Origin of the sequence: Amnibacterium endophyticum (assembly GCF_042680685.1) — a bacterium.
Lineage (GTDB): Bacteria > Actinomycetota > Actinomycetes > Actinomycetales > Microbacteriaceae > Amnibacterium > Amnibacterium endophyticum.
In genome coordinates, this window is sequence record NZ_JBHUEA010000002.1 from 118255 (window position 1) to 141021 (window position 22767).

At 70.4% G+C, this 22767-nt stretch carries 20 protein-coding genes; 5 read left to right on the forward strand and 15 right to left on the reverse strand.

What is annotated here, in order from left to right:
• Positions 1-13: 13 nt before the first annotated feature.
• Together ACFSBI_RS01925 and ACFSBI_RS01930 are read right to left on the reverse strand one after the other, a co-directional pair.
• Positions 14-235: a hypothetical protein gene (locus ACFSBI_RS01925; protein WP_377931495.1), complete on the reverse strand. Its 222-nt coding sequence runs from the start codon at positions 233-235 to the stop codon at positions 14-16.
• Positions 236-1028: 793 nt separating this feature from the next.
• Entirely contained in the window at positions 1029-2426 is a 1398-nt protein-coding gene (locus tag ACFSBI_RS01930) for a DNA cytosine methyltransferase (protein ID WP_377931496.1), read from the reverse strand.
• A gap of 133 nt (positions 2427-2559) precedes the next feature.
• Between ACFSBI_RS01930 and ACFSBI_RS01935 the strand changes: the two genes are divergently transcribed.
• Both ACFSBI_RS01935 and ACFSBI_RS01940 read left to right on the forward strand, forming a co-directional pair.
• A complete protein-coding gene (locus ACFSBI_RS01935; protein WP_377931497.1) occupies positions 2560-3984 on the forward strand; it encodes an ATP-binding protein in 1425 nt (474 codons plus the stop codon).
• A complete protein-coding gene (locus tag ACFSBI_RS01940; RefSeq protein ID WP_377931498.1) occupies positions 3984-4865 on the forward strand; it encodes an O-methyltransferase in 882 nt (293 codons plus the stop codon). Before ACFSBI_RS01935 ends, ACFSBI_RS01940 begins: the two co-directional genes overlap by 1 nt.
• Before the next feature lie 277 nt (positions 4866-5142).
• Here ACFSBI_RS01940 and ACFSBI_RS01945 read toward each other — a convergent pair whose 3' ends face one another.
• The 5 genes from ACFSBI_RS01945 to ACFSBI_RS01965 all read right to left on the reverse strand — a co-directional run bounded on the left by ACFSBI_RS01945 (position 5143) and on the right by ACFSBI_RS01965 (position 10478).
• Positions 5143-6012 carry an aldo/keto reductase gene (locus tag ACFSBI_RS01945; RefSeq protein ID WP_377931499.1) on the reverse strand — a complete coding sequence of 290 codons (870 nt, stop codon included), beginning with the start codon at positions 6010-6012 and terminating at the stop codon, positions 5143-5145.
• A gap of 208 nt (positions 6013-6220) precedes the next feature.
• On the reverse strand, positions 6221-7210 hold the full coding sequence (locus ACFSBI_RS01950; RefSeq protein ID WP_377931500.1) for an NAD-dependent epimerase/dehydratase family protein: 990 nt from the start codon (positions 7208-7210) through the stop codon (positions 6221-6223).
• A 136-nt stretch (positions 7211-7346) separates the two neighbouring features.
• Positions 7347-8135 (reverse strand): carbohydrate ABC transporter permease, encoded by a 789-nt coding sequence (locus ACFSBI_RS01955; RefSeq protein WP_377931501.1) that lies wholly within the window; start codon positions 8133-8135, stop codon positions 7347-7349.
• On the reverse strand, positions 8128-9105 hold the full coding sequence (locus ACFSBI_RS01960) for a carbohydrate ABC transporter permease (RefSeq protein WP_377931502.1): 978 nt from the start codon (positions 9103-9105) through the stop codon (positions 8128-8130). The genes ACFSBI_RS01955 and ACFSBI_RS01960 overlap by 8 nt, the downstream gene beginning before the upstream one ends.
• On the reverse strand, positions 9102-10478 hold the full coding sequence (locus ACFSBI_RS01965) for an ABC transporter substrate-binding protein (RefSeq protein ID WP_377931503.1): 1377 nt from the start codon (positions 10476-10478) through the stop codon (positions 9102-9104). Before ACFSBI_RS01965 ends, ACFSBI_RS01960 begins: the two co-directional genes overlap by 4 nt.
• A 299-nt stretch (positions 10479-10777) precedes the next feature.
• On the opposite strand from ACFSBI_RS01965, the gene ACFSBI_RS01970 reads away from it, so the two are divergent.
• Both ACFSBI_RS01970 and ACFSBI_RS01975 read left to right on the forward strand, forming a co-directional pair.
• A complete protein-coding gene (locus ACFSBI_RS01970; protein ID WP_377931504.1) occupies positions 10778-11821 on the forward strand; it encodes a LacI family DNA-binding transcriptional regulator in 1044 nt (347 codons plus the stop codon).
• Between the two features lie 89 nt (positions 11822-11910).
• Positions 11911-12789, forward strand: a complete 879-nt coding sequence (locus ACFSBI_RS01975) for an alpha/beta fold hydrolase (protein WP_377931505.1) — start codon at positions 11911-11913, stop codon at positions 12787-12789.
• Positions 12790-12815: 26 nt separating this feature from the next.
• Here ACFSBI_RS01975 and ACFSBI_RS01980 read toward each other — a convergent pair whose 3' ends face one another.
• From ACFSBI_RS01980 to ACFSBI_RS02015, 8 genes are read right to left on the reverse strand one after another with little or no spacing between them, the layout of a single operon-like run.
• Positions 12816-14300 carry a four-carbon acid sugar kinase family protein gene (locus ACFSBI_RS01980; RefSeq protein WP_377931506.1) on the reverse strand — a complete coding sequence of 495 codons (1485 nt, stop codon included), beginning with the start codon at positions 14298-14300 and terminating at the stop codon, positions 12816-12818.
• Entirely contained in the window at positions 14297-15061 is a 765-nt protein-coding gene (locus ACFSBI_RS01985) for an SDR family NAD(P)-dependent oxidoreductase (protein ID WP_377931507.1), read from the reverse strand. The genes ACFSBI_RS01980 and ACFSBI_RS01985 overlap by 4 nt, the downstream gene beginning before the upstream one ends.
• A 17-nt stretch (positions 15062-15078) precedes the next feature.
• The gene (locus ACFSBI_RS01990; protein ID WP_377931508.1) at positions 15079-16587 is read right to left on the reverse strand and encodes a xylulokinase; all 1509 of its coding nucleotides are present in this window, start codon (positions 16585-16587) and stop codon (positions 15079-15081) included.
• Positions 16584-17633: an NAD(P)H-dependent glycerol-3-phosphate dehydrogenase gene (locus tag ACFSBI_RS01995; RefSeq protein ID WP_377931509.1), complete on the reverse strand. Its 1050-nt coding sequence runs from the start codon at positions 17631-17633 to the stop codon at positions 16584-16586. Before ACFSBI_RS01995 ends, ACFSBI_RS01990 begins: the two co-directional genes overlap by 4 nt.
• Before the next feature lie 25 nt (positions 17634-17658).
• Complete coding sequence (locus ACFSBI_RS02000) at positions 17659-18561, reverse strand: NAD(P)-dependent oxidoreductase (protein WP_377931510.1); 903 nt, start codon at positions 18559-18561, stop codon at positions 17659-17661.
• Positions 18562-19521, reverse strand: a complete 960-nt coding sequence (locus ACFSBI_RS02005) for a sugar phosphate isomerase/epimerase family protein (RefSeq protein ID WP_377931511.1) — start codon at positions 19519-19521, stop codon at positions 18562-18564.
• A 4-nt stretch (positions 19522-19525) separates the two neighbouring features.
• Complete coding sequence (locus ACFSBI_RS02010; protein ID WP_377931512.1) at positions 19526-20008, reverse strand: ribose-5-phosphate isomerase; 483 nt, start codon at positions 20006-20008, stop codon at positions 19526-19528.
• Positions 20005-21750 carry a dihydroxyacetone kinase family protein gene (locus ACFSBI_RS02015; protein WP_377931513.1) on the reverse strand — a complete coding sequence of 582 codons (1746 nt, stop codon included), beginning with the start codon at positions 21748-21750 and terminating at the stop codon, positions 20005-20007. Before ACFSBI_RS02015 ends, ACFSBI_RS02010 begins: the two co-directional genes overlap by 4 nt.
• Before the next feature lie 111 nt (positions 21751-21861).
• Between ACFSBI_RS02015 and ACFSBI_RS02020 the strand changes: the two genes are divergently transcribed.
• On the forward strand, positions 21862-22662 hold the full coding sequence (locus ACFSBI_RS02020; RefSeq protein WP_377931514.1) for a DeoR/GlpR family DNA-binding transcription regulator: 801 nt from the start codon (positions 21862-21864) through the stop codon (positions 22660-22662).
• Positions 22663-22767: the final 105 nt, after the last annotated feature.

The window sequence follows — 22767 nt, forward strand, 5'->3', positions numbered from 1 at the left end:
GAGCCGCTAAACCCTAAAGCGGTTCATCGAACGTGATCGTCAGATCGCTTTGCAGCGAGCAGGGAAGGGCGTCAAGCGTTCGGTTCGCCTCATCGCGACTGTATCCCATGCCAAGCATCGCTTTTATATAGTCGCGGTAGAGAATTCGCTCATCAAGGTTTCTCAACTCAAGGAGCACCGACCGTGCCCGCATTTGGAAGCGTTCGCTTTGCTCGACGGTGATGATCTGTCCCACTTGATTACCCTTTCGCCGAACATGCGCGGTGGAGAAACACCTTCATGTTCACTGCTATCCGACTCTTGCGATCTGATGATTCTTGAGGATATTTCCCATGGTTCTCATTGAAATATATACTGCGCCTACAAGTTCTCCTTTCACTTGTTGCCGAACCCAAATTGCACCCGGCGCTCCCGCGGACGTCGGAACGGATCCTCCCACGACGTGCCGACATACACACCTCCGCCCGGCCGTGAACACGGCGAGCCGCGGCATGCCGCGTAGCGGGCCGTCGATCTTCGACCGCCGGGACAGGCCCAGCTCGGTTACGCTCAACAGCGCACTCGTACCTGGGCCTGTTGCGGCGGCGCATCTGGTTCGACGCGTTGCCGTGGACGATCTGGACCTTGACTACGCGCAGCCCATCTCGGGTAGCACCTGGTTGGCCCGGCGCCCGCGCACCTTCGACGATGGTCGCCCGATGATCGTCGGGCTGTGGCGTGGGACCGGCCAGCAGAGCGCGTCAACTGACGTAGGTTCTGCGATGGGCTCGTCGCGGTCGCGGCCGACGACCTCGCCCTCAGGATGATGATCCGCTTGAAGATCGCCTGGTTGGGCTTCTGCCGGACCTCGGACGCGTGCAAGTGGAACTCCTACAGGACTACGCACGAGTCGCGCCTCGATGTGCTCGCTCCGGCGCCCGTTTCCCCCAAGATGGAAGCGGACGCCACCCACGAGGCCGCCGGCCGCAGTGAGATCGATGGGGTCATCCGCCCTGACCCGCGCGACCGGAGGTGGCCCGCGAGCTGCGTTAGCGTGGCGAACGGCGCAGATGCAGCCGTCGGTCGTCAAGCGGCTTCGCCAGCCCCATCTCGTCAGCGATAGGGACATCTGTGGATAGCGGCCCGGGCGAGGCTGCTCTGCGGACGCGCGCTGCAGGGACGTGATCGGCCGACGCACCAAGCACGGTCGTCGCGCGAGACACGCTGAGTGACAGGAGAGCCTCCGGGCCTAGTGCAACAGGCTCGCGGTCACTGACTTTCGGAACCCTGCCGAGCGCCGTCATCACGGCAGCTCCAGCTGCCTCTGCCAGGAGTGGCGGCACGGAGTTCCCAATCTGTCGGTGGGCATGCCAGTTCGTCACGTGGAAGCGAAACCAGTCGGGGAACGAGTGCAGCCGTGCGGCCTCGCGCACCGTGATCACCCTCGGTTCGATGGGATGGATGGGACGTGGCGCGCTAAACGAACCTCGCTCGCGACCGGTGCCGGCGCGGAGCGTGAGCGACGCCCGGTCGAGGGCAAGTCGGAAGTAGCGACTGACCTTTTCCTTGGTCCCGGGCGGTGTCTCGTCGAACCGCCGTATAGAGGACTCGGAGTGACGAGTGAGACCTAACCCTGACAGGACAGATCGATCCACCCGTCGTGGGTGACCGTACGCCCCGGGACGCTCCTCGCGGAGACCAGCCAGTCGGCTGTACTCGTTCTCCACCGCGTCGAGCGTCTCAAGCTGCTCGGTCGTCAGACGTAACTCACCCAGTGGCGAAACAGGCGCGTCTGCAATCCCTTCAAGTCCCGCGAATGCGTCCCCGACGGTCGTTTCTTCGATCGTGGTTGGCGCCAGGAAGGGGGCGTTCACCGGCGCCTTTGTGCCGATCATGATCACGCGGTGGCGCCGCTGCGGCACGCCGAAGTCCTCCGCGCGGACTACGCGATCCGCTCCGGCGATCCGATAGCCAGCGCCCTCAAGCCGACCGAGCACGTTCGCCCGCAGAGCCTCGTACTTCGGGTGGAGCAATCCGGGCACGTTCTCCATGCAGAACGTTTCCGGCTGCAGTTCAGTGACAAGTCGCGCGAAGTGCACGACCAGGTCATTGCGCTCGTCGTCGTGTGACATGTTCCCGATCACCGAGAATCCCTGACAGGACGGCCCGCCGATCACCGCGTCAATGCGGCCGTTCCACCGCGGCCCTTCCGGGTGATGTAACTCCCACCCCCGATGGGCCGCCGCGATGACATCATCCGCGCTCACGATTCGGACGTCGGCGCAGAGCAACTCGGTCAACGGGAAGTTGTAGCGGTGCACCGCCGCGTGCACGGGGTCATACTCGACAGCCGCCAGCACGTCGAATCCAGCGCGCTCAAAGCCCAGGCTGAGGCCGCCAGCGCCGCTAAACAGGTCGATCGCGATCGGTCTTCCCTGGTCCCCCACGGGGGAACGATCGCACAGCCCACCGACACCTGCAAGGCTGCCCCGCCGCGTGGCGGCAGACCGGGACGACGCTGGACCGTAGCGTTCGGTTGGACGGCTACAGGCACGCGGTACGGCAGAGAGGTTGCAGGGCATGGCATTCGTCCCCGACGACGATCCCAGGATGATCGACGCCTCGGCGGAGAAGCGCTTCTTCATCGAGATGCTCACGAAGGACATCGAGCTTCTCCCGGCGATCGCCGACCTCGTTGACAACTCGGTGGATGGGGCGCGCGCAGGCACTCGGGCGCTGAGCGAGTACCGCATTGAGATCACCGCATCCGGGGATCGTTTCGAAATCGTCGATAATGCGGGCGGCATCTCAGCAGACATCGCGAGGAACTACGCTTTCAAGTTCGGCCGGCCGTCGGCATTCAAGGGCACACCGGGGTCAGTCGGTCAGTTCGGCATCGGGATGAAGCGTGCAATATTCAAGCTCGGCACGCACTTTCGAGTGGAGTCAGCGTTTGCCGCGCCGACGCCCGGCGCGAGTTCCATGTTCACCGTTGAGGAAGACGTCGACTCATGGGAAAAGACCAACGACTGGACATTTCGCTTCTCCTCACTGACCGAAAGCGCTGACTTGCCGGACGGGCGATCCTCGGGCACGACGATTACTGTCACCAAATTGCATCCAAGCATCGCTGAAGACCTGTCCGACGACGCGACCTTGGCTCAGTTGCGCCTTGAGCTCGCCACGAGACATCAGCGCTCAATCGTCAACGGCCTGACCATCGTGGTTAATGGTCAGCCGCTAGGCGCCAATCAGCCAGTCTTGCAGTCGTCCGACACGTACAGTCCGGTCGCAGAGGAGTTTGACGTCGATACTGGCAACGGGACCGTCCACGTCCGCCTTGTGGCTGGCACTATTGGGCCGGTAGACAGAACTGTCGACGAGGGTCGCGCGCAGAACTTCCAGAACCCGGGAGCGGCTGGCTGGTACCTGTACTGCAACGATCGGCTGCTGCTCGCTGGAGATCGGAGCGCGATCACGGGCTGGGGCGGAACCGCGGCTGCGTACCACCCTCAGTACCGCAACTTCCGCGGCTACGTCTTCCTTGATGCCGAGGACGCAAGTCTCCTTCCTTGGAACACGACCAAGACGGCTGTTGATCGCGACCATCCCGTATTTCGCCGCGTAGCGACGGAGATGAAGAAGGCCCTCGTCGAGGTTCAGTCGATCATCAATCGCGTGAAGGCGGAGACGGCTCGGTGGGTAGATACCAACAAGGACCGCGAGGAGCGGGGCGAAACCCCATTGCCAGCGACTGCCCTGCTGGCAGCTGCGGAGAGCGCTCCACCAGTACGGCTAGAGGCGATCACCACCCGGTCGTCGGCAACGGCTCCCCCATCGCACGTGTTCCCATCCAAGGTGAAGGCAGATCCGAAGATTCAGCGGATTCAGTACGTGGTGGACCTCGATCGATACAACCGCCTTGCCAAGGTACTCAACGCGGTGAACGGTTCTGATCTCGGCCGGATCACATTCGACTATGTCTGGGACGCTGAGATCGACTGATGGCCATGCTCTATTCGGATCGCTCTGCGAAAACGGTGCAACGGCGAATGATCGTGGACGCCTGTCGACGCCTGACCGCCATCGCACCGACCATCGAGTACCAATACGTCGGGTTCGGCGGCTTGGAGTATAACGACTTCATCGACATGCACCTCGCGCTCGGACTCGAAACGATGACGTCGATCGAGCGGGACACCATGCTCACCCACCGAGTCGAATTCAACCGGCCGTACGCGGGAATCGAGGTGAAAATGGGTGAAGCACGCGACATGCTCTCTACGCTCCACTGGGATCGGCGCGCGATCACCTGGCTGGACTACACCGATCCCCTCGACCGGAATATCCTCCGCGACGTCGACTACGTCATTCGTGCCGCGCCACCCGGAAGCGTGACCATCGTGACGACACAGGCGGACTTGCGGGGCAAGTCCGCTCCGGAGCGGCTCGCCACGATCCGCGAGCGTCTTGACGACTTGTGTCCCCCCGACCTGGCACCCAAGGACACGAATGGCTGGGGCATCGCTGCCGCAGAGCGAGAGGCACTCCAGACGCTCGCCAACAGCGTGTGCCGTGAAGCGCATGACGGCCCGTTCCGCCAGCTGTTCAACTTCAACTACGCGGACAACGCTCGCATGTTGACTTGGGGCGGCATAACGGCGTCGCCAGCGCTCGAGGAGGCAATCACTCGATGCCGCTTCGACGATTTGCCGTTCATTAGGGAAGGCGCGCAGCCACTGCTCGTCCGCGTGCCCGACCTGACGACACGAGAGTGGCTTCATCTCGAGCGGGAAACTGCAGGCGGCCACGCGTTGCCGAACGTACCACCAGGCATCCAAGCGCAAGCGGTCGAAGATTTTGAGAGGGTGTATCGCTGGCGATGAGCGCGACAGGCCGAACCGGCCCACGGTCGGCGGAGCCCGCGACGAGCCCCCACAAAATCCCCACAACCTCCTGCGACACGCCGCTATCTCCTGAGATGCCGATATTCGGAAGAATTATATTTCCTCCTGATCGGCGCGATCTTCTGCGATCTCCTGAATATCGGTGAGACCTTCGGATCCGAGTTCGAGTCCCTGCGGGGGCACTGCCGCTCTTCATCGCCGCCCTCGCCGCGAAGCAAGGCCGCTGAAACCGTTAGGGCGAGGCAGACGCCTGACCTCAGACCGCATCCGCATCCACCCACAGCGAGCTCGGAGGCCTGATCGCTGCGGCTCGGCGCCAGAACTCCTCCGGGATCTCGACCTCCAACCCCGCGAGGAGCGCAGGTATGCGTTCCGGCTTCGAGATGCCGACGACAGTGGTGTCGATCCGCTCGTCGCGCAGCGAGTGCTGCACAGCTGCGTCGGCCAGCGAGAGCCCGAACTCGTCCGCGAGGTCGAACAGCTGCGACGCGGCCGCCAGCACCTCCGGACGAGCCGGCTTGAAGTTGCTGTAGAGCGGCTGCGCCGTTCGCGACGCGAGCAGGCCGCCGCCGTACACCGCGGCGTTCGCCACGCCCATGCCCGCGGCCTTCGCTGCGTCGATCAGGTCGCTTGCTCCGCCGTCCACGAGAGTCGCCCGCGAGTGGGTCAGCAGGACCTCGAATGCTCCGGTGGCGATGAACCTGCGCATAGTCGGAACGTGCCCTCCGGCGACGCCCAGATGGCCGATGACTCCGCGCGCCTGCAGCTCGAGCAGCACCTCCACCGCCCCGCCGGGGCGATCCAGCCCGGCTTCCGGGGCGAACTCCGGATCGTGGAGGTAGACGAGCGGCAGGTAATGCATGCCGAGGCGTTCCTGGCTCTCCGCCACAGACCGCAGGACGCGGGCGCCCGAGTAGTCCCCGTCCTTCCCGTCGACCTTGGTCGCGACGAGCATGTCCGTCGCGGCGGCGCCGGCGCGGGCGAGTCCGGACGCGATGCGAAGCTCGCTGCGGCCGTCGCCGTACATGTTCGCGGTGTCGATCGAGCGGATCGGGCTCGCGCAGACCTGCGCAATCAGATCGACCGCCTGCTCCTCAGGGGTGTCGTAGCCGAACAGCTCCTGCATGCCGCCGAGCGGTGCCGCGCCCATCGTCACCGCCGAGACGAGCAGTCCCGTGCTCCCGAGCGGCCGCATCCAGTCCGCCGATTCCGGCGTGACGGGCGCGGTGGTCACCGGGACTCGCTCGTGCGCTCGACCCGACGGCGGGAGCACGCTCCGCAGGGACCGACGCCGACCGGCGACAGGGCCCGAGCCGCGCGCTGCGAATGCCGCATCACGCGGCCACCGCGCGGTCCTCTATGAAGCGGTCGATCCTCGCGTCGAGGTCGCGGTCCACCACCTGTCGGCTCGCGTCCTCGTCGTACCAGCGCACGATCTCGCGCGCACCGAGCGCGAACGGCACGGTCGCGACGAAGTCGGGGACGAAACTCTTGATCTTGCTGTTGTCGAAGATCAACGAGTGCGCCTTGTCGCCGAGGATCCCGTCGGCCCACTCGGGGAAGGCGTGGGCGACAGAGTCCGATCCTGCATGGACGATCTCGGCTGTCGCTCCAGCGGCGGCGGCGAGCTCGTGCGCGATCATGTCCCAGGTCAAAATCTCGTCGCCGGTGATGTGGAACGCGTCGCCGATGCTGCGCTCCAGGCCGAGGAGTCCCACCAGCCCGTGCGCGACGTCCCGGTGGTTCGTCAGCGTCCACAGCGAGGTCCCGTCCCCGTGCACGAGGGTCGGCTTGCCCTCCCGCATCCGAGCGATGGCGGTCCAGCCACCGTCGAGCGGGACGAGGGTGCGGTCGTAGGTGTGCGACGGGCGCACGATCGTGACCGGGAACCCCTCGTCGTCGAAGGCGCGCATGAGCGTGCGCTCGCACGCGATCTTGTCCCGGGAGTACTGCCAGAACGGGTTCCTCAACGGCGTCGACTCGACGATGGGGAATCGCGTGACGGGCTTCTGGTAGGCCGAAGCAGAGCTGATGAACACGTACTGGCCCGTACGACCGCGGAACAGTTCGATGTCCGCCTCCACCTGCTCCGGCGAGAAGGCTCGGAAGTTCACCACGACGTCGAAGCGCCGCGAGCCGATCGCATCACGGACACTCGCTGGATCGGTCGAGTCGCCGACCAGGGTCTCCGCACCCTCGATGGCCGGCCGCGACGTCTGGCGCCCCCTGTTCAGCAGGGTCAGGTCGTACCCCTTCGCGACGGCGAGCCGACTCGCTGCGGAGCTGATGATCCCGTTTCCGCCGATGAACAGAACCTTGAGCATGTTTCCTTCTTCCATGACGGGGGGCGTCCGCACGACGCGGGCGCACCACGGTGATGTGATCTGGTCTCGTCCTCGGCGCGCGCTGAGGACGAGGTCGTCTGTGGTCGAGTCCGTCGCCGCTCGCCGACGGACTCGCTCACTTGAGCGCGCCCGCGGCCATTCCGCGCTCGAAGAACCGCTGCAGGCAGATGTAGGCGATCACGACCGGCAGCCCCGTCAGCACCGCAGCGGCGAGCACCTTCGTCTGATCGTTGTTGTACTGCCCCACGAAGAACTGCGGCACGAGCGTGATCGTCTGCTGCTGCGGGGTCTGCAGGAAGAGCAGCGCGAGCAGGAACTCGTTCCACGACGCGATGAAGACCAGCACCAGGATCGCCGCGGTGATCGGCTTCATCATTGGCAGCATGACGTGGCGGAACGTCTTCAGCGTGTTCGCCCCGTCGACGCGGGCCGCTTCCACGAGCTCGTCCGGGATGCCGTCGACGAAGTTCCGGGCGAGCAGCACGGTGAAGGGGATCTGCAGCGCCGCCACCGGGAGGATCACCGACCAGAGCGTGTTGTAGGCCCCGATCTGCGTCACCGTCGCGAAGAGCGGAGCGATGAGCACGACGCCCGGCAGCGTGAGCGCGATCATCAGCATCCAGAAGTAGATCTCCTTCGCCCGCACGTGCAGCTTGGAGAAGCCGAAGGCGGCCATGGTCGTGCAGGCGAGCACGATGGCGATGACCGCTGCCGAGAGCAGCGCGCTGTTGATGAAGAACCTCGGCAGGAACGGCAGCGACAGCACGGTCCGGTAATTGCCCCACCCGGACCCGGCGAGCGACCCCTGGACCATGGCGATGAGGGGGAACACGAACGGAAGCACCAGCAGAGCGAGCAGGATCTGCAGCAGGACGCGAGCACGTCTGGTCTTCGTCTCAAACATCGGCCGGGTCCTTCTCGGCGCTGGACACCTTGATCGTGATCGCCGTGGCGACGGCGAGAACGAGCAGGACGACGGAGATCGCGGCGCCGTACCCGACCTGGGAGAATGAGACGCTGACCCGGTAGATCATCGTCCCGAGGAACTCGGTCGCGTAGTTGGGACCGCCACCGGTGATCAGGAACGGGATGTCGAAGGTCTTCAACGACCCGATGGCGGTGAGGATCGCGATGGCGATCGTGGTGCCTCGCACGCCCGGCCACACGATCGACCGGATGATCCTGAGGTTCCCCGCGCCGTCGAGCCGCGCCGCCTCCAGCACGCCCGTGTCGATCTGGCCGACCGCGGCGTAGTAGAGGATGAAGGTGATCCCGGTCGCCTGCCAGATCTGCACCGACATGACGATCAGCAGCGCGAAGGTCCCGTTCGCCAACCAGGGCTGCGCGAGTGCGCCGAGCCCGACCGCGTCGAGCACGCCGTTGACGGTGCCGTCGGGCGCGTACATCTGGCGGAACACGGGCGCGGTCGTCGCGGTGGCCAGAACGACCGGGATGAAGATCAGGACCTTGTGCAGGGTCTTCAAGCGGAGCTCGGAGTGCAGGAGGCAGGCGAGCACCATCCCGAGCACCACCTGGACCACGAGGGTGACCACGAAGAAGGCCGCCGTGTTCCTCAGCGCGCGCCAGAACACCGCGTCCCCCACCATGCGCACGAAGTTGTCGGCGCCGACGGGCTGCTGGAGCGGGCTCGCCCCGTCCCAGCGCAGCGTCGAGATGTAGCCGGTGTAGCCGATGCAGTAGTAGAGGAGCCCGACGGCCACGATCACCGCCGGCAGGATCCACGGCAGGCCGGCGGGCTGACGCAGCCGCCCGGGCCGACGTGATCCCTCTCGGGAGATCACGTCGGCCCGTCGCGCCGTCGTCGTGGTCCTGGTCGTCACCGACTCGTCCCGGACGATCAGCGGCTCGTTCACCGGCTCTGCGCGGCCTCGGCGACCGACTGGATGTCGTTCGCGGCGTCCTGCCCGGACTTGTCGCTCGTGAGCACGGCCTGCAGGGCATCGATGATGGCCTGGCTCACCTCCGCGGAGAGACCGAAGGATCGCGAGTCGGTCGCCGTCTCCAGCTGCTCGGTGACCTTCTGCAGCGCGGGGCGCTGCAGATCGGGGTCGACGAGCGTGATCTTGTCCCACTCGGGGGTGATCCCGTCGAGCGTGGCGAGCGAGTCCAGGCTGTTCGTGACGGCCTGCTGGCCTGCCTTCGAGTGTCCGAGCCAGACGGCGAACGTCGTCGCGGCGTTCCGCTGCTTCGACTTCGCGTTCACCGAGTTGCCTGCGTCCACGTCCGCGAAGACGGTCGACGGGTTGCCCTTGCCTGCGACGTCCGGGAACGCCATCGGCATGATCGTGATCTTGGGGGTGTCCTTCGACACGCCCGCACCCTCCAGCGCCGCGGTCAGCGTCGGCAGACTCGCGTTCTGCTGGTACCAGGTGCCCATCTGCACCATCGGGACCTTGCCGGTGAGGAAGTCGTTGTTGACGTCGGGATACTGCTGGAGACCGACCGAGCCCGGGTCGAGGATGCCGTTCTTCGACAGGGTCCGGATGAGATCGAGCGACTTCGCCACGGTGGGGTCGGACCACTTGCCCTTGCCCGAGATCGCATCGGCCCACACGCCCGGCTGGTAGCTGTCCATGATCGAGTGCAGGGTGTCCGCCCCGAAGCCCGAGCTCGCGATGCCTTCTCGGAAGCAGCCGAGCCCGTTCGCGCGGAAGGTCTTGCAGACCGCGACCCATTCGTCCAGCGTCGTCGGCGGCTTCAGCTTGTACTTGTCGAACAGGTTCTGATTGATCCACAGCATCCCGGCGCCCGCTTTCGCGTACTGCGCTGCGACGAGACGGTCGTCGATCGTGAAGGCCTTCACACCGCCCTCGTAGACCTTCGACTTCCAGTCGGCTCCGAGCAGCTTCTCGACCGCAGGAGTGAGATCGGTCGCGTACGGCGCGAAGATCTGCGCGCCGAACCCGCCGCTGTTGTAGACGGTGTAGACGTCCGGACCGGCGTTCGACGCGAGGGCCGGCTTCAGCGACGCCGCGTAGTTCTCGATCGGGACCTTCTTGTAGATGACCTTGATGTCCGGGTAGACCTTGTTGAACGCGGCGATCTCGCCCTTCGCCACATCGTTCGTCGGGGTCCAGCTCCACCAGTTGATGGTGCCCTTCGTCGCAGAACCGCCGTCGCCGGATGCGCCCTGACCAGAGCAGCCGGTCAGCGACACCGCGACGAGTGCACCGGCGAGCACTGCGCTCGCGGCCGTCCGTCGAAACCTTCGTGCAGGGAACTTCATCGTCTCTCCTCCTCGAGATGCGGACCGCGAGGGCGTCGTCGTCGAACGCCGGCTCGAGCTGTCGGCCCGTGAAGCACGGTTTGCCACGTTGCAGATCTGCAACGTGGCAAAGGTAGACGGCGCGGTCGCTCACGGTCAAGGGATCCTGAGCGTGTCGTCCCCGAGATCGCATTCGTGGTCGCCCAAGTCGAGCCGCGGCCGAGTGCGTGCAGGCGGGTGGTGGGACGGGACGTCGACGGCTGTGCCACGGCCCGGCTGCCCGTCGCACCTAGGATCGTGCCGACCAGGGGAGGACTCGAGTGCCCGCATCGGCAACGCTGCACGATGTCGCGAAGGCCGCGGGGGTGTCGCCCAGAACGGTCTCCAACGTCGTCAACGACTACCCGTTCGTCAGCGCGTCGACTCGAGAGCGCGTCCTGAAGGCCATCGAGTCGCTCGGGTACCGTCCGAATCTCGCTGCGCGCGGCCTGCGGCTGGGGCGGACGGGCGTGATCACCCTCGTCGTCCCGGACCTGCGGAACGCCTACTTCGCCGAGCTGGCGGACTCGGTCATCTCGGCCGCCGCCCTGGACGACGTCTTCGTGCTCATCGAGCCCGTCGGTCGTGATCGCGACCGCGAGCTGCAGGGGCTCCGCGGCCCCAGGGCGCGCCTGGTGGACGGGATCCTGTTCAGCGCCTTCGCGCTCGGCGAGGAGGACGCGCACCTCATCGACACGACGACGCCCACCGTGCTCCTCGGCGAGCAGATCTTCAATGCGCCCGTGGACCACGTGACGATGCAGAACGTCGAGGCGTCCCGCGCCGCGACGGAGCACATCCTGTCCCTCGGGAAGCGTCGCATCGTCGCCCTCGGCGCCCGCAGCGGAGAGGTCGGCGGATCCTCCGGGCTGCGCTATCGCGGATATCTCGACGCGCTCGAAGCCGCCGGCGTGCCGCACGACCCGGAGCTCATCGGCGAGACGACGAGCTGGCATCGCGCCGACGGCGCATCCAGCATCGAGCGCATGCTGGAACGAGGCGTCTCGTTCGACGGTATCGTCGCCTTCAGCGACGGCCTCGCCCTGGGCGCGATGAGCGTGCTGCAGCACGCAGGTCTTCGCATCCCCGAGGACGTCGCCATCATCGGCTTCGACGACACCGACGAGACCCGGTTCTCCCTCCCCACCCTGTCGACGGTGGACGCCGGCCGCGAGGAGATCGCCTCGACGGCGGTAGGACTCCTCCTCGACCGGATCAGGAACCCCAACAGCGGCGAGCCGCCTCGCCGGCACTTCAGCGCCTACAGGGTGATCCCTCGCGAGTCGACGCTCGGTCGGGTGTCGTCGACCGTGCTCACGCATTGACCGCTCGGTGAGGCGCGGAGTCGCCGGCTCGTAGAGGCCGGACAGCACCGTCGTAGCCAGCGGTCAGCGGCCCCACGCATGATCACCGCATGGCGATCGACGTCGAGCAGGATCCCAGCGGTCCTTCAGAGTGGTCCTCGGCCCCGCGGATCTGGAGGTCGGGTCCGGACCAGCTCCGACCAGCGGACGTGTTCCTTTGGCGTGCGGCGCGCGGGCCCCGGCGCGGGAGTGCGCCGCTGGTCTACGTGCCGGGGCTCGGGCCGCACTCGACGAACCGGACTCGCTGGGAGCGCTTCGTGCAGCGCGTCGAGATGATCCCCCTCCGGCTGGACCGCGAGGTGTGGATCGTCGGCCGACTAACCGCGCTCGGCGCGGGGACCACGATGGCGAGCCTTGCCGCCGATCACGCGCGCGCCATCCGGTCGCGCTTCGACGGGCCGGTCGATGTGCTCGGGGAGTCGACCGGCGGCAGCATCGCGCTCCAGCTCGCGCTCGACCACCCGGAGGTCGTGAAGCGCCTGTTCCTCGTCTCCGCCGCGGTGGCGATGCGGGGCAGCGGTCGCGCCGCCCAGCGCGAGGTCGGCCGCAGCCTCCGCGCCGGCGCCCCGCGTCGCGCCGCCGGGATCATGCTGGCCCACACCACTCGCCGTCCCCTCCAGCGCCGGCTGCTGACCGCCGCCGGCTTCCTGCTCGGCCGCGTCGTCATCGGCGCGAACGACCACGACCTCATCGCGGAGATCGAGGCGGAGGACCGGCTCGACCTCCGCTCACGCATCGACCAGCTCTCCGTCCCGACGGTGCTGATCGGCGGCTCGGACGACGGCTACTACTCCCCCGAGCTCTTCGCAGAGACGACCGAGCACGTCGACGGCGCCGAGTACGTGGCGTTGCCGGACAAGGGCCACATGACCGTGACGACGGACCGCACCGTCGCTCGGGAGATCCGCGAGCGCCTCCGGGAGGAGTAGACCCGGCATCCCGGTCTCCCTCCGCGTCAGCCGCCGGTCGCCTCATCACGCCGTGCCGCGGCGGCACGGAGCAGGTCGATCGCGTCGGCGAGTGCGGTGTCGCCGCCGACGTTGCCGGGGAAGATCACGACGGGGGTGCCCTCGACCTCCGCCGGTGCGTCATCGGGGAGGAGCACCGAGATCGCGCCGGGCAGCACCTGCCCGAGTACCCGGCCCCGGCGGATGCCGCGGCCGCGCGCCATCACGTCGTGCGAGGTGATGCCGCCCTTCGCGATCACCCACGCCGGCCGCGTCTCCCGCACCTGCTCCGTCAGCCGGACGAGGCCCTGCGAGATCCGTTGCGCGACGCCGAGGCTGCCCGCCGCGTCGGCCTCCCGCACCAGCGCACGGGAGGTGGAGACCACGACGTCGCTCGTCGCCAGCGCCTCCCGGACGCGGCGTGCGGCGTCGTCGACCACGGCGTCCGCCGTCGCCTCGGCCGCGAGCGCCGACGCGTCGACTTCGACGTGCACCAGGCCGCCGCGGGCGAGCGCGGCGTCGAGCTGCCGCGTCGTGACCGCGGTGTGCGAGCCGACCACGACGAGGCCGTGCGCTCCGCCCCCACCGCTCAGCGGGATGCGGTCGGGCGTCAACGGCAGCGCGGGCTCGATGCCCGCGAGCGCGCGGACGAAGGAGGGGCCGCAGCGGTGGAGGAACCGCTTGCCCGCGGACTCCGCCTGCTGCAGCCCGAGCACGACGACCTCGAGATCGGCGTAGGAGGCGGCGTTCACCACGACGAACCGGCCGCCGCTGACTCCATGAAGGATGTCCGCGACGCGGTCCGGGCCGCCCTCGCGCAGCGCGGCGAGCGGGATCGTCGCCACGTCCGCCGGGTCGATCGCTCCCCCGCTGCGCTCCGCGAGGAAGCCGGGCAGGGTGCGCGCGGTGTAGCCGAAGGTGGCGTCGCGGGCGAACTCGCTCTCCCCCGCCGGCACGGCACCGTCGGCACCCATCACCCAGTGGACATCGTCGACGGTGAGCCGACCGGCCTCGAAGAACGCGGGGACGAGCAGGACGCCGTCGTAGCCGCGGCCGTGCGCGGCGCGGCGCGCGCCGTCGAGGGCCGCGACCTCGGCGGTGACGTGCCCACGGAGGGTGGAGTCGCTGCGGCTCACGAGGGCCATCTCGCCGCCGGACTCGGCCTCGAGCGCGAACAGGTCGCCCGCCACGGCCTCGTTCAGCGCGGCGGCGTCGGGCTCGAGCAGGCCCCGGCTGTTCGTGAGCAGGAAGGCGACCGCGCCGGGCTCGGCGAGCGCGGCGGCGTACTCGGGCCGCTCCAGCACCGTCACGAGCGCGACGTCGTGCACCGACTGCGACCCGGTGGGGTCGTCATCGAGGACCGCGAAGCGCCTTCCCGCGGCGACGTTCGCCGCCCGGATCCGCGCCCGTGCGTCGGGCACCCGGTGCTCGGGCGGCAGGGCGTCGAGCAGGTCCGCCAGCTCCCGCCGCGGTGCGGCGTCCGGGTCGGTCACGAGATCTGCAGGCCGCCGTTGACGTCGACCGTGGCGCCGGTGATGTAGCCGGCGTCGGGGCCGAGGAGGAAGGCGATCAGCGCCGCGATCTCCTCCGGCGTCCCGACCCGGCCGACGAGCGTGCCGACGGCGAGCGCCGCCTTCCGCTCGGGCGTCAGCGTGCCGCCCATGATGTCCGTGTCGATCGGTCCGGGCGCGATCGCGTTCACCGTGATCCCGTGCTCCCCGACCTCCCGCGCCAGCGCCCGCGTGAGCCCGAGGATCCCGGCCTTCGAGGCGCTGTAGGCCGACTTCGAGTAGGTGCCGCCGCCGCGCTGCGCGGAGATCGAGGAGGCGCTGACGATCCGCCCGAGCCCGCGCTCGATCATTCCGGGCACGACCCGCTGCGCGACTACGAAGACGCTGCGGAGGTTCACCGCCATCACGCGGTCCCACCCCTCGACCGTCTCCTCGAGGAACGGCTTCGGCGAGCCGATGCCCGCGAGGTTCACGAGGCCCACGACGGGCGGCAGCGCCGCCTCCACCGCGCGCATCGCCGCGTCGACCTGTCCCGGGTCCGCGACGTCCGCGGCGACCCCGATGGCCTCGACGCCGGCGCCCGCCCGCAGCTCGTCGGCCACGGTCTCCGCCGCGGCGCCGTCGAGGTCGACGACGGCGACCGACCAGCCGTCGGCCGCCAGCCGCTGGGCGGTCGCGCGCCCGATGCCGCGCGGCGAGCCCGCGCCGGTGACCACCGCGGTGCGGTCGTGCGGGAACGTCATGGGGTGCTCCTTGCCGGTCAGCGGAAGCGGGCCAGGCCGGCGAACGCGGCCTTCAGGCTCGGGTAGACGGTGCGGTAGACGTCGAAGAGGTCGCCGTACAGCTGCCGCGTCGGCCCGCTCGGCGCCACCGTCTCCTCGGTGCGGCTCATCCGCGCCGCGACCTCGGGCAGGCTGCGCGGCCCGTCGAGCGCGACGCCGAACGCGGCGAGCATCGCGGCGCCGAGCGCGGCGGTCTCCGGTTCGGCCGCGACCGAGATCTCGCGGTCGAGCACGTCCGCGAAGACGCGCAGCATCATCGGCGAGCGGGACCCGCCGCCCATCGCGGTGACCCGGGTCAGGCTCGTCCCGCGATCCTCCTCGATGGAGGCGAGCAGCAGCCGGGTCTCGAGCGCGAGCCCCTCGAACACCGCGTGCGCCAGGTCGCCGAGGCCGTGATGGTCCCCCAGCCCGACGAACGCGGCCCGGGCGTCGGCGTCCCAGTACGGCGTCTCGGCGCTGGTCAGGTAGGGCAGGAACAGGAGGCCGCGCGAGCCCGGCTCCGACGTCTCCGCCAGCGCCGTGAACGCCGCCACACCCTCGGCGGAGTCCGGGAGGTCCGCGACCCGCTCCCGCAGCCACCCGAGCGAGAGCATCCCGGACGACATCAGCGCCTCGAGCGTGTACGCCCCCGCGATCGGCGAGGCGAGGGTGCGGTAGCTGTCCGAGGTGCCGAACTCCCCGCTCTGCACGCCCATCGTCAGCGACGTGCCGAGGCTGAGGTAGACGTGGTCCGGCTCGACCGCGGCGGCGCCGAGTCCCGCGCACTGGCCGTCGCCGGCGCCCGCGACGACGGGCAGCCCCGTGGGCAGGCCGGTCGCGGCGGCCGCCGCCTCCGTCACCGTCGCGATGACCGCGCCGGGTTCGACGAGCTCGGGCACCTGCGTCGTGTCGAGCCCGGCGAGCGCGAGCAGCCGGTCCGACCAGGTGAAGGTCGACATGTCGAGCAGCGACATCGGGTCCGCGCTCGCGGTCGAGGTGGCCCAGCGGCCGGTGAGGCGGTGCACCAGGTACGCGTGCGTGTCGGCGACCATCGCGGTCGCCGCGATGCGCTGCGGCTCGTGCTCCCGCAGCCAGATCAGCTTGTACAGGCTCGGGGTCGTGCTCGGCGGCTTGCCCGACAGCGCGTGGATCTCGGGGGTGCCGAACCGCGCGATCTGGTCGCCGGCGCGGGTGTCGAGCCAGAGGATCGCGGGCCCCGTCTCCTCCCCATCGGCGTCGAGGCAGACGAAGCTCTCGCGCTGGTGCGTCATCGCGAGCCCCTGCGGCTCGCCCGCGCCCGCCTCCGCGAGCTGCTCGGTCAGGCTCCTCAGCGCGGCGGCCGTCGCCTCCCACCAGCTCGAGGCCGACTGCTCGCCCCAGCCCGGGTGCGGGGACGAGCGGGTCAGCGGGGCCCGGCCCTCGGCGAGCGAGGCACCGTCCGCGTCGAACGCGATCGCCTTGACCGCCGTGGTGGAGCAGTCGATCCCGATCACGTACGGGCGGCTCATGGCCGGATCGCCTCCGGGAGGGCCGCCTCGGTGAGCGCCCGCAGCGGATCGGCGTGGCCGTCGAGCACCGCGTCGATCGCGTGGAGCAGCGGCAGCCGCGTCGCCGCGTCGTCGAAGAGGCGCCCGGCGAGGGAGCGCGCGCCGACGATCGCCGCGGCGCCCTCGACCGTCTGCTCCGCGGCCCGCATCGCGGTGAGCGCGTCGGCCGGGGTCTCCCCCGCGCCGATGCGGGCGCCGTAGATGCGGTTGCGGCCGGAGAGGCCGGTGACCTCGAGGTCGCCGGTGCCGGCGAGGCCGAACACGGTGGCGCTCGAGCCGCCGAGCGCCTCCGCGATCGCCGCCATCTCCCGCACCGCCTGCGCGAACACCGCCGCCTTCAGGTCGTGCCACGGCTCGCCCGTGCGCTCCGCGAGGCCGTCGGCATAGCCGAGCGCGATCGCGTACACGTTCTTCAGCGGCGCCGACACCTCGAGCCCGACCACGTCCGCGGTCGGCTCGATCCGGTAGGCGTCCGTCTGCGCCAGCCGGCCGACCCGGCGGGCGACCTCGAGGTCCGTCGACCCGTACACGGTCGCCGTCGGGCGGCCCGCCGCGACCTCGTTCGCCTTGCAGGGGCCGCCGACCGCGACGATCGCCGGGGCCTCGAGCCCGGCGGCCTCGAACAGGCCGCGGATGAAGGTCGGCAGGATCTGCACGTCGCCCGAGGCGTCCGGCAGCAGGCCCTTGCTGGTCACGGCGAGGACGCCGATGCGCGCAATCGCGGGCGCCGCCCGCGTGATCACGGCCTCCACGCCCTCCGAGGAGGTGGCCAGCACGACGAGGTCCGCGCCGTCGAGCGCGCGGTCGAGGTCGCCGGAGCGGACCGGCTCGACGCCGGCCGGCACCCGCACGCCGGTGCGCGGGTGCGGGTGCCCGGCCTCGACCGCGTCGAGGAGGTGGTCGTCGAGCCAGGTGCCCCAGAGCCGCACGGCGTGCCCGCGGGCGACGAGCGGCGTCGCGAGCGCCGACCCCATCGCGCCCGCGCCGAGGATCGTGACGGTGCTCACGGCTCGCCCCGCGCAGCCATCCGGGTCACTCCGCCTTCGCGGTCGCTCGGGCGGCGATCGAGTCGTCCTCGGCCCCGAACCCGCGCGCCTCGAGCGCCATGTACGTCTGCTCCGCGGCCGCCGCGACCGGGGCCGCGACCTTCGCGGAGCGGACGAGCGCGTGCACGATGCCCATGTCCTTGCCGATCACGTCGACCCGGGAGCGCAGCTCGGGCCGCTCGCCGCGCAGCTGCTGGATCATCCGCGGCCCGCGGTCGGCGAGCATGAAGGAGGCGGCGGCCCCGGTGCCGAGCACCCGGATGACCGTGTCGAGGTCGAGGCCGAGCGAGTCCGCGAGCGCGAGCGCCTCCGCCGCCGCGGCGGTGTGGATGCCGCAGAGCAGCTGGTTCACGGTCTTCATCGTCTGGCCGTCGCCCGCGTTCGGGCCGACCACGTGGACGGTGGAGGCGAGCAGGTCGAGCACCGGCCGGGCGCGCTCGAGCACGTCGTCGGGCGCGCCGACCATGATCAGCAGGTCGCCGACGGCCGCACGGAGCGCGCCGCCGCTGACCGGGGCGTCGACGAGGCCGATGCCCCGCTCCTCGAGCCGCGCTGCCGCGTCGATCACGACGTCCGTGCCGACCGTGGAGGTGAGCACGACGACCGAGCCCGGGGCGAGGGTGGTGGCGCCGCCCTCCTCGCTGAACATGCTCGCGTCGAACTGCTCCTGGTTGCGCACGCCGATCACGACCGCGTCCGCACCGCGGCAGGCGTCGGCGGCGCTCGTCGCGGCGGTCGCCCCGCCCTCGACCGCGAGCGCGATCCGCTCGGGCATCACGTCGAACGCCGACACCTCGAGCGCCGTCGCGAGGCGGGTCGCCATCGGCAGCCCCATCGCGCCGAGCCCCAGCACGGCGACCTTGGGCTTGCGGTCCGTCGAGTCCGTCATTCAGAGCACCTCTCGTGATGCGCGGCTGCTGGTGTCGAAGCGCAGCAGCCCGCGGATGTAGTCGCGGTTCCGGGCCATCACCGACAGCCCGTCGCCCCCGTAGTGCTCGACGCAGAACGCGCCCGTGAACCCGGCGTCGAGCGCCATCTTCACCGCGCGGCGGTAGTTCATCGAGCCGGAGTCCATCGGCGCGGGGGCGCTCAGGAACGAGCTCGAGTCCACGCCCTCCAGCCGGTAGTAGTTCTTCACGTGCCAGTAGTTCGTGTACGGCAGGCACTTCGCGAGCGCCTCGAGGAACGGCTCGACGACCCGCGGCAGGCGGTACATGTTGCCGAGGTCGGGGTTCAGCCCGACGCCCCCGCCGATGTCCTGCACGAGCCGCACGGCGGAGTCGGCGGTGCCGAGCAGCGTGTCCTCGTACATCTCGAGGGTCAGGCCGACGCCGACGGACTTCGCGTGCTCACCCAGCTCGCGCAGCCGCGTCACCGCGAGCCGCCACGTGTCGGCGTCGTCGCGGTCGTGCGGGCCGTCGACGCTCCAGAACCAGAGCGCCTGCTGCTGCGCGGGCAGCAGCGGGCGGTGCAGCCCGACGCTGACCATGGAGGCCCCGAGCGCGGCCGCCGCGTCGATCGTGCGGTGGCTGTAGGCGAGGTTCTCGTCGCCCGACTCCGGGTCGATCACGCTGCGTCGGATCGCGGAGATCGCCTCGGCGTGCAGCCCGGCCCCCTTCACCGCGCGGCCGAGCGCCTCGAGGCGCTGCGGCGATAGGTCGCCGGGGCGCACCCACGAGTCCGTCAGGTCGACCTCGGTGAAGCCGGCGTCCGCGACCTCGGCCAGCGCCGCGTCCCACACCTCGTCGCCCGCGTCCTGCACCGGGGTGCCGGAGGTCGTCGTGGCGAGGAACGGCAGCATCGCGGCCGCGATCGGCCAGCGCTCCGCGTCGGGCCGCTCGGCCGGCATGCCGTCAGCGAGCGCCAACGGCCGCGCCCTCCTGCTCGTAGTGCGTGATCCGGGCGACCTTGTCGGCGGAGGCCGAGGACTCGTCGAAGCGGTAGCCGAGCCACTCGCGCGCGAGCCGCCGCGCGACCTCGAGGCCGACGACGCGCTGCCCGAAGCAGAGCACCTGCGCGTTGTTGCTGAGCACGGAGCGCTCCACGGAGTAGCCGTCGTGCGCCGTCACGGCGCGGATGCCCTCGACCTTGTTCGCGCTGATCGCGACGCCGAGCCCGGTGCCGCAGACGAGCAGCGCCCGGTCCGCCTCGCCCGCGGCGATCATCCGCGCGGCGCGGACGGCGACGTCCGGGTACGGGGTGGCGTCGTCGGCGTGCACGCCCACGTCGACCACCGAGGCGACCCGGTCGTCCTGCTCGAAGTCGGCCTTCAACGCGTCCTTGTACTGCAGACCTGCGTCGTCGGACCCGACGACCAGGCGGAACTGCTCGCTCATGCGCTCTCCTCGTGCTCTCCACTGATGACCTGACCGACCGCGCGCATCGCGAGGCCGAACGAGACGGCGCCGGGGTCCGGCGTCCCGACGCTCTTGTGCGCGAGCGGGCGCGCCCGCCCGATGCGCGGCGACAGCTCGGCCGTGCCCTGCGCGGCCTGCTCGGCGGCGTCGGTCGCCGCCGACCAGGCGTCCGGCAGCGACTTCTGCTCGGCCTCCGCCGTCAGCGCGTCGGCGAACGGGACCATCGCGTCGAGCATCGTCTTGTCGCCGGGCTCCGCCTTGCCGAGCTCCCGCACCGCCGCGATCCCCGCAGCGACCGCCTCCACGACGTCCGCCGACCCGATCTCCGCCTCGTCGCCGAGCCGGTCGCCCGCCGCTGCGAGCGCCGCGCCCCAGAGGACCCCGGAGGTGCCGCCGGCGGATGCGCCCCAGGCGTCGCCCGCACGCCGCAGCACCGTCGCGCTGCCCGCGCCCGCGTCGCGCGCGGCCTCGGCCGCCTCGACGCCCGCGTGCGAGCCGCGGACCATGCCGCGCCCGTGGTCGCCGTCGCCCGCGACGCTGTCGAGGCGGGCGAGCTCGCTCTCGTGCTCCCGCATCGCCTCGGCGATCGCGCCGAGCGCGCGGGTCACCGTGCCGGCGACCGCCTTCGACGCGTCGCTCGCGTCGGGCACGCCGTCGTCGTCGGCCGCGCTCGCGGCGTCCTCGGGGCGGCGGCGCTGCGCGGACCCGGACGCCGCGGTCGAGCCGCGCCGGAAGGCCGGCGTCGTCGCCGGGGCCGTCCAGAGCCGCTCGAGCTCCTCGTCGAGGAACACGACGGTCAGGGAGCAGCCGGCCATGTCGAGGCTCGTGACGAGCTCGCCGACCTCCGGGGCCACGACCTCGAAGCCCGCGTCGGCGAGGCGCGGCGCGACGCTGCGCCACACGACGAACAGCTCCTCGTACTTCGTGGTGCCGAGGCCGTTCAGGATCACGCCGACCCGGCCGCCGTCCTGCGGCGCCTCCGCGAGCACCGCGGAGACGAGGCGCTCGGCGAGCTCGTCGGCGGTCGGCTGCGGCTCCTCCGCGATGCCCGGCTCGCCGTGGATGCCGAGCCCGACCGCCATCCGGCCGGCCGGCACCTGGAACAGCGGCTCGTCCTGACCCGGGATCGTGCAGCCGGCGAACGCGACGCCGAGGGTGCGGGTGCGGTCGTTCGCCGCGATCGCGACCCGCTCGACGCCGTCGAGGTCGTAGCCCTCCTCGGCCGCGGCGCCCGCGATCTTGAAGACGACGAAGTCGCCCGCGATGCCGCGGCGCTTGTGCACCTCGTCCCGGCCCGCACTCGCGATGTCGTCGGTGACGAGCACGGTGCGCGTGTCGATGCCCTCGGCGCGGAGGCGCTGCTGCGCGAGGCCGAAGTTCATCACGTCGCCCGCGTAGTTGCCGAAGCTGAACAGCACTCCACCGCCGCCGTCCGCGGCCTTCGCGACCGAGATCGCGTCCGACGTCGCGGGCGAGGTGAAGATGTTGCCGACGACCGCGCCGTCCGCGAACCCGTCGCCCACGACGCCGCAGAACGCCGGGTAGTGGCCGGAGCCGCCGCCGATCACCACCGCGACCTTGCCGGGCGGCGTCTCGGTCGCGCGGACCACCCCGCCGGGGACGGCCTGCACGAGATCAGCGTGCAGCTGGACGAAGCCCGCGAGCGCTTCCTCGGTGAAGTCCGCGGGATCGTTGAAGAGGCGAGTCATCGCTGCGCTCACCACCCTCTCCGTGACGGGGTCGGCTCCGCCACCATACTTGCGCCGTATGAGCACCGCTTGCGTGGACTGCGCAGCCCCCGGTGCCGCGCGGGCCGCCGCGGACGGGTCCGGATGAGCGCGGAGGACGGCGCGATCAGCAGCGCCGCGCGCCGGGACGCGATCGCCGCGCTGCTGCACGGCAGCCCGCTGTCGGTGGACGAGCTGGCGCTGCGCTTCCGCGTGTCGCCATCGACGGTGCGCCGCGACCTCGCGCTGCTGAGCGGCTCGCACCCGATCGTGCGGACCTACGGCGGGGCCGTGCACCTCACGCCCGCGCACGAGAAGAGCCTCGCGGAGCGGACCCCGATCGCGGCGGGTCAGAAGCAGGCGATCGGGCGGCTGGCGGCGTCGTTCGTCGGGCCCGGGCAGCGCGTGATCCTCGACGGCGGGACGACCGTCGGCGCCCTCGCCGCGCAGCTGGCCGGCACCGGCGAGCTGACCGTGCTGACGAACAGCCTGACCGCGGTGCGCGCGCTCGAGCACGACGCTCGGGTGGAGCTCGTGCTGCTCGGCGGAAGCCTGCGCCGCGTCAGCTCCGCCACCATCGGGCCGCTCGCGGAGGCGGCGCTCGCCGACGCGACCGCGGACGCCGTGTTCCTCGGCGCCGACAGCCTCGTCGCCGGGCGCGGGCTGCTCGAGCAGGACCAGCAGCAGGCGTCGCTGAAGCGGGCGATGCTGCACGCCGCGGCCGACCGCTTCGTGCTGGTCGACTCGAGCAAGCTCGGGCTCGACGGCGCCGGCTGGTGGGCGCGGCTCGAGCCGCCCTGGCACCTCGTCACCGACGCCGGAGCGACCGACGAGCAGCTCGAGCCGTTCCGGGCGCTGCCGGGCGTGCGGATCCACCTGGCCGGCGAGGCGTCCGGACCCCGCTAGGCGCTCCGCCCGCCGACCCGGGCCTCAGAGGCGCCTCCGCGGGGCCGCAGCGGCCCCGTTCCAGGCGGGATCCGACGAGTACGGCATGCGCGCCCTATGGAAGCG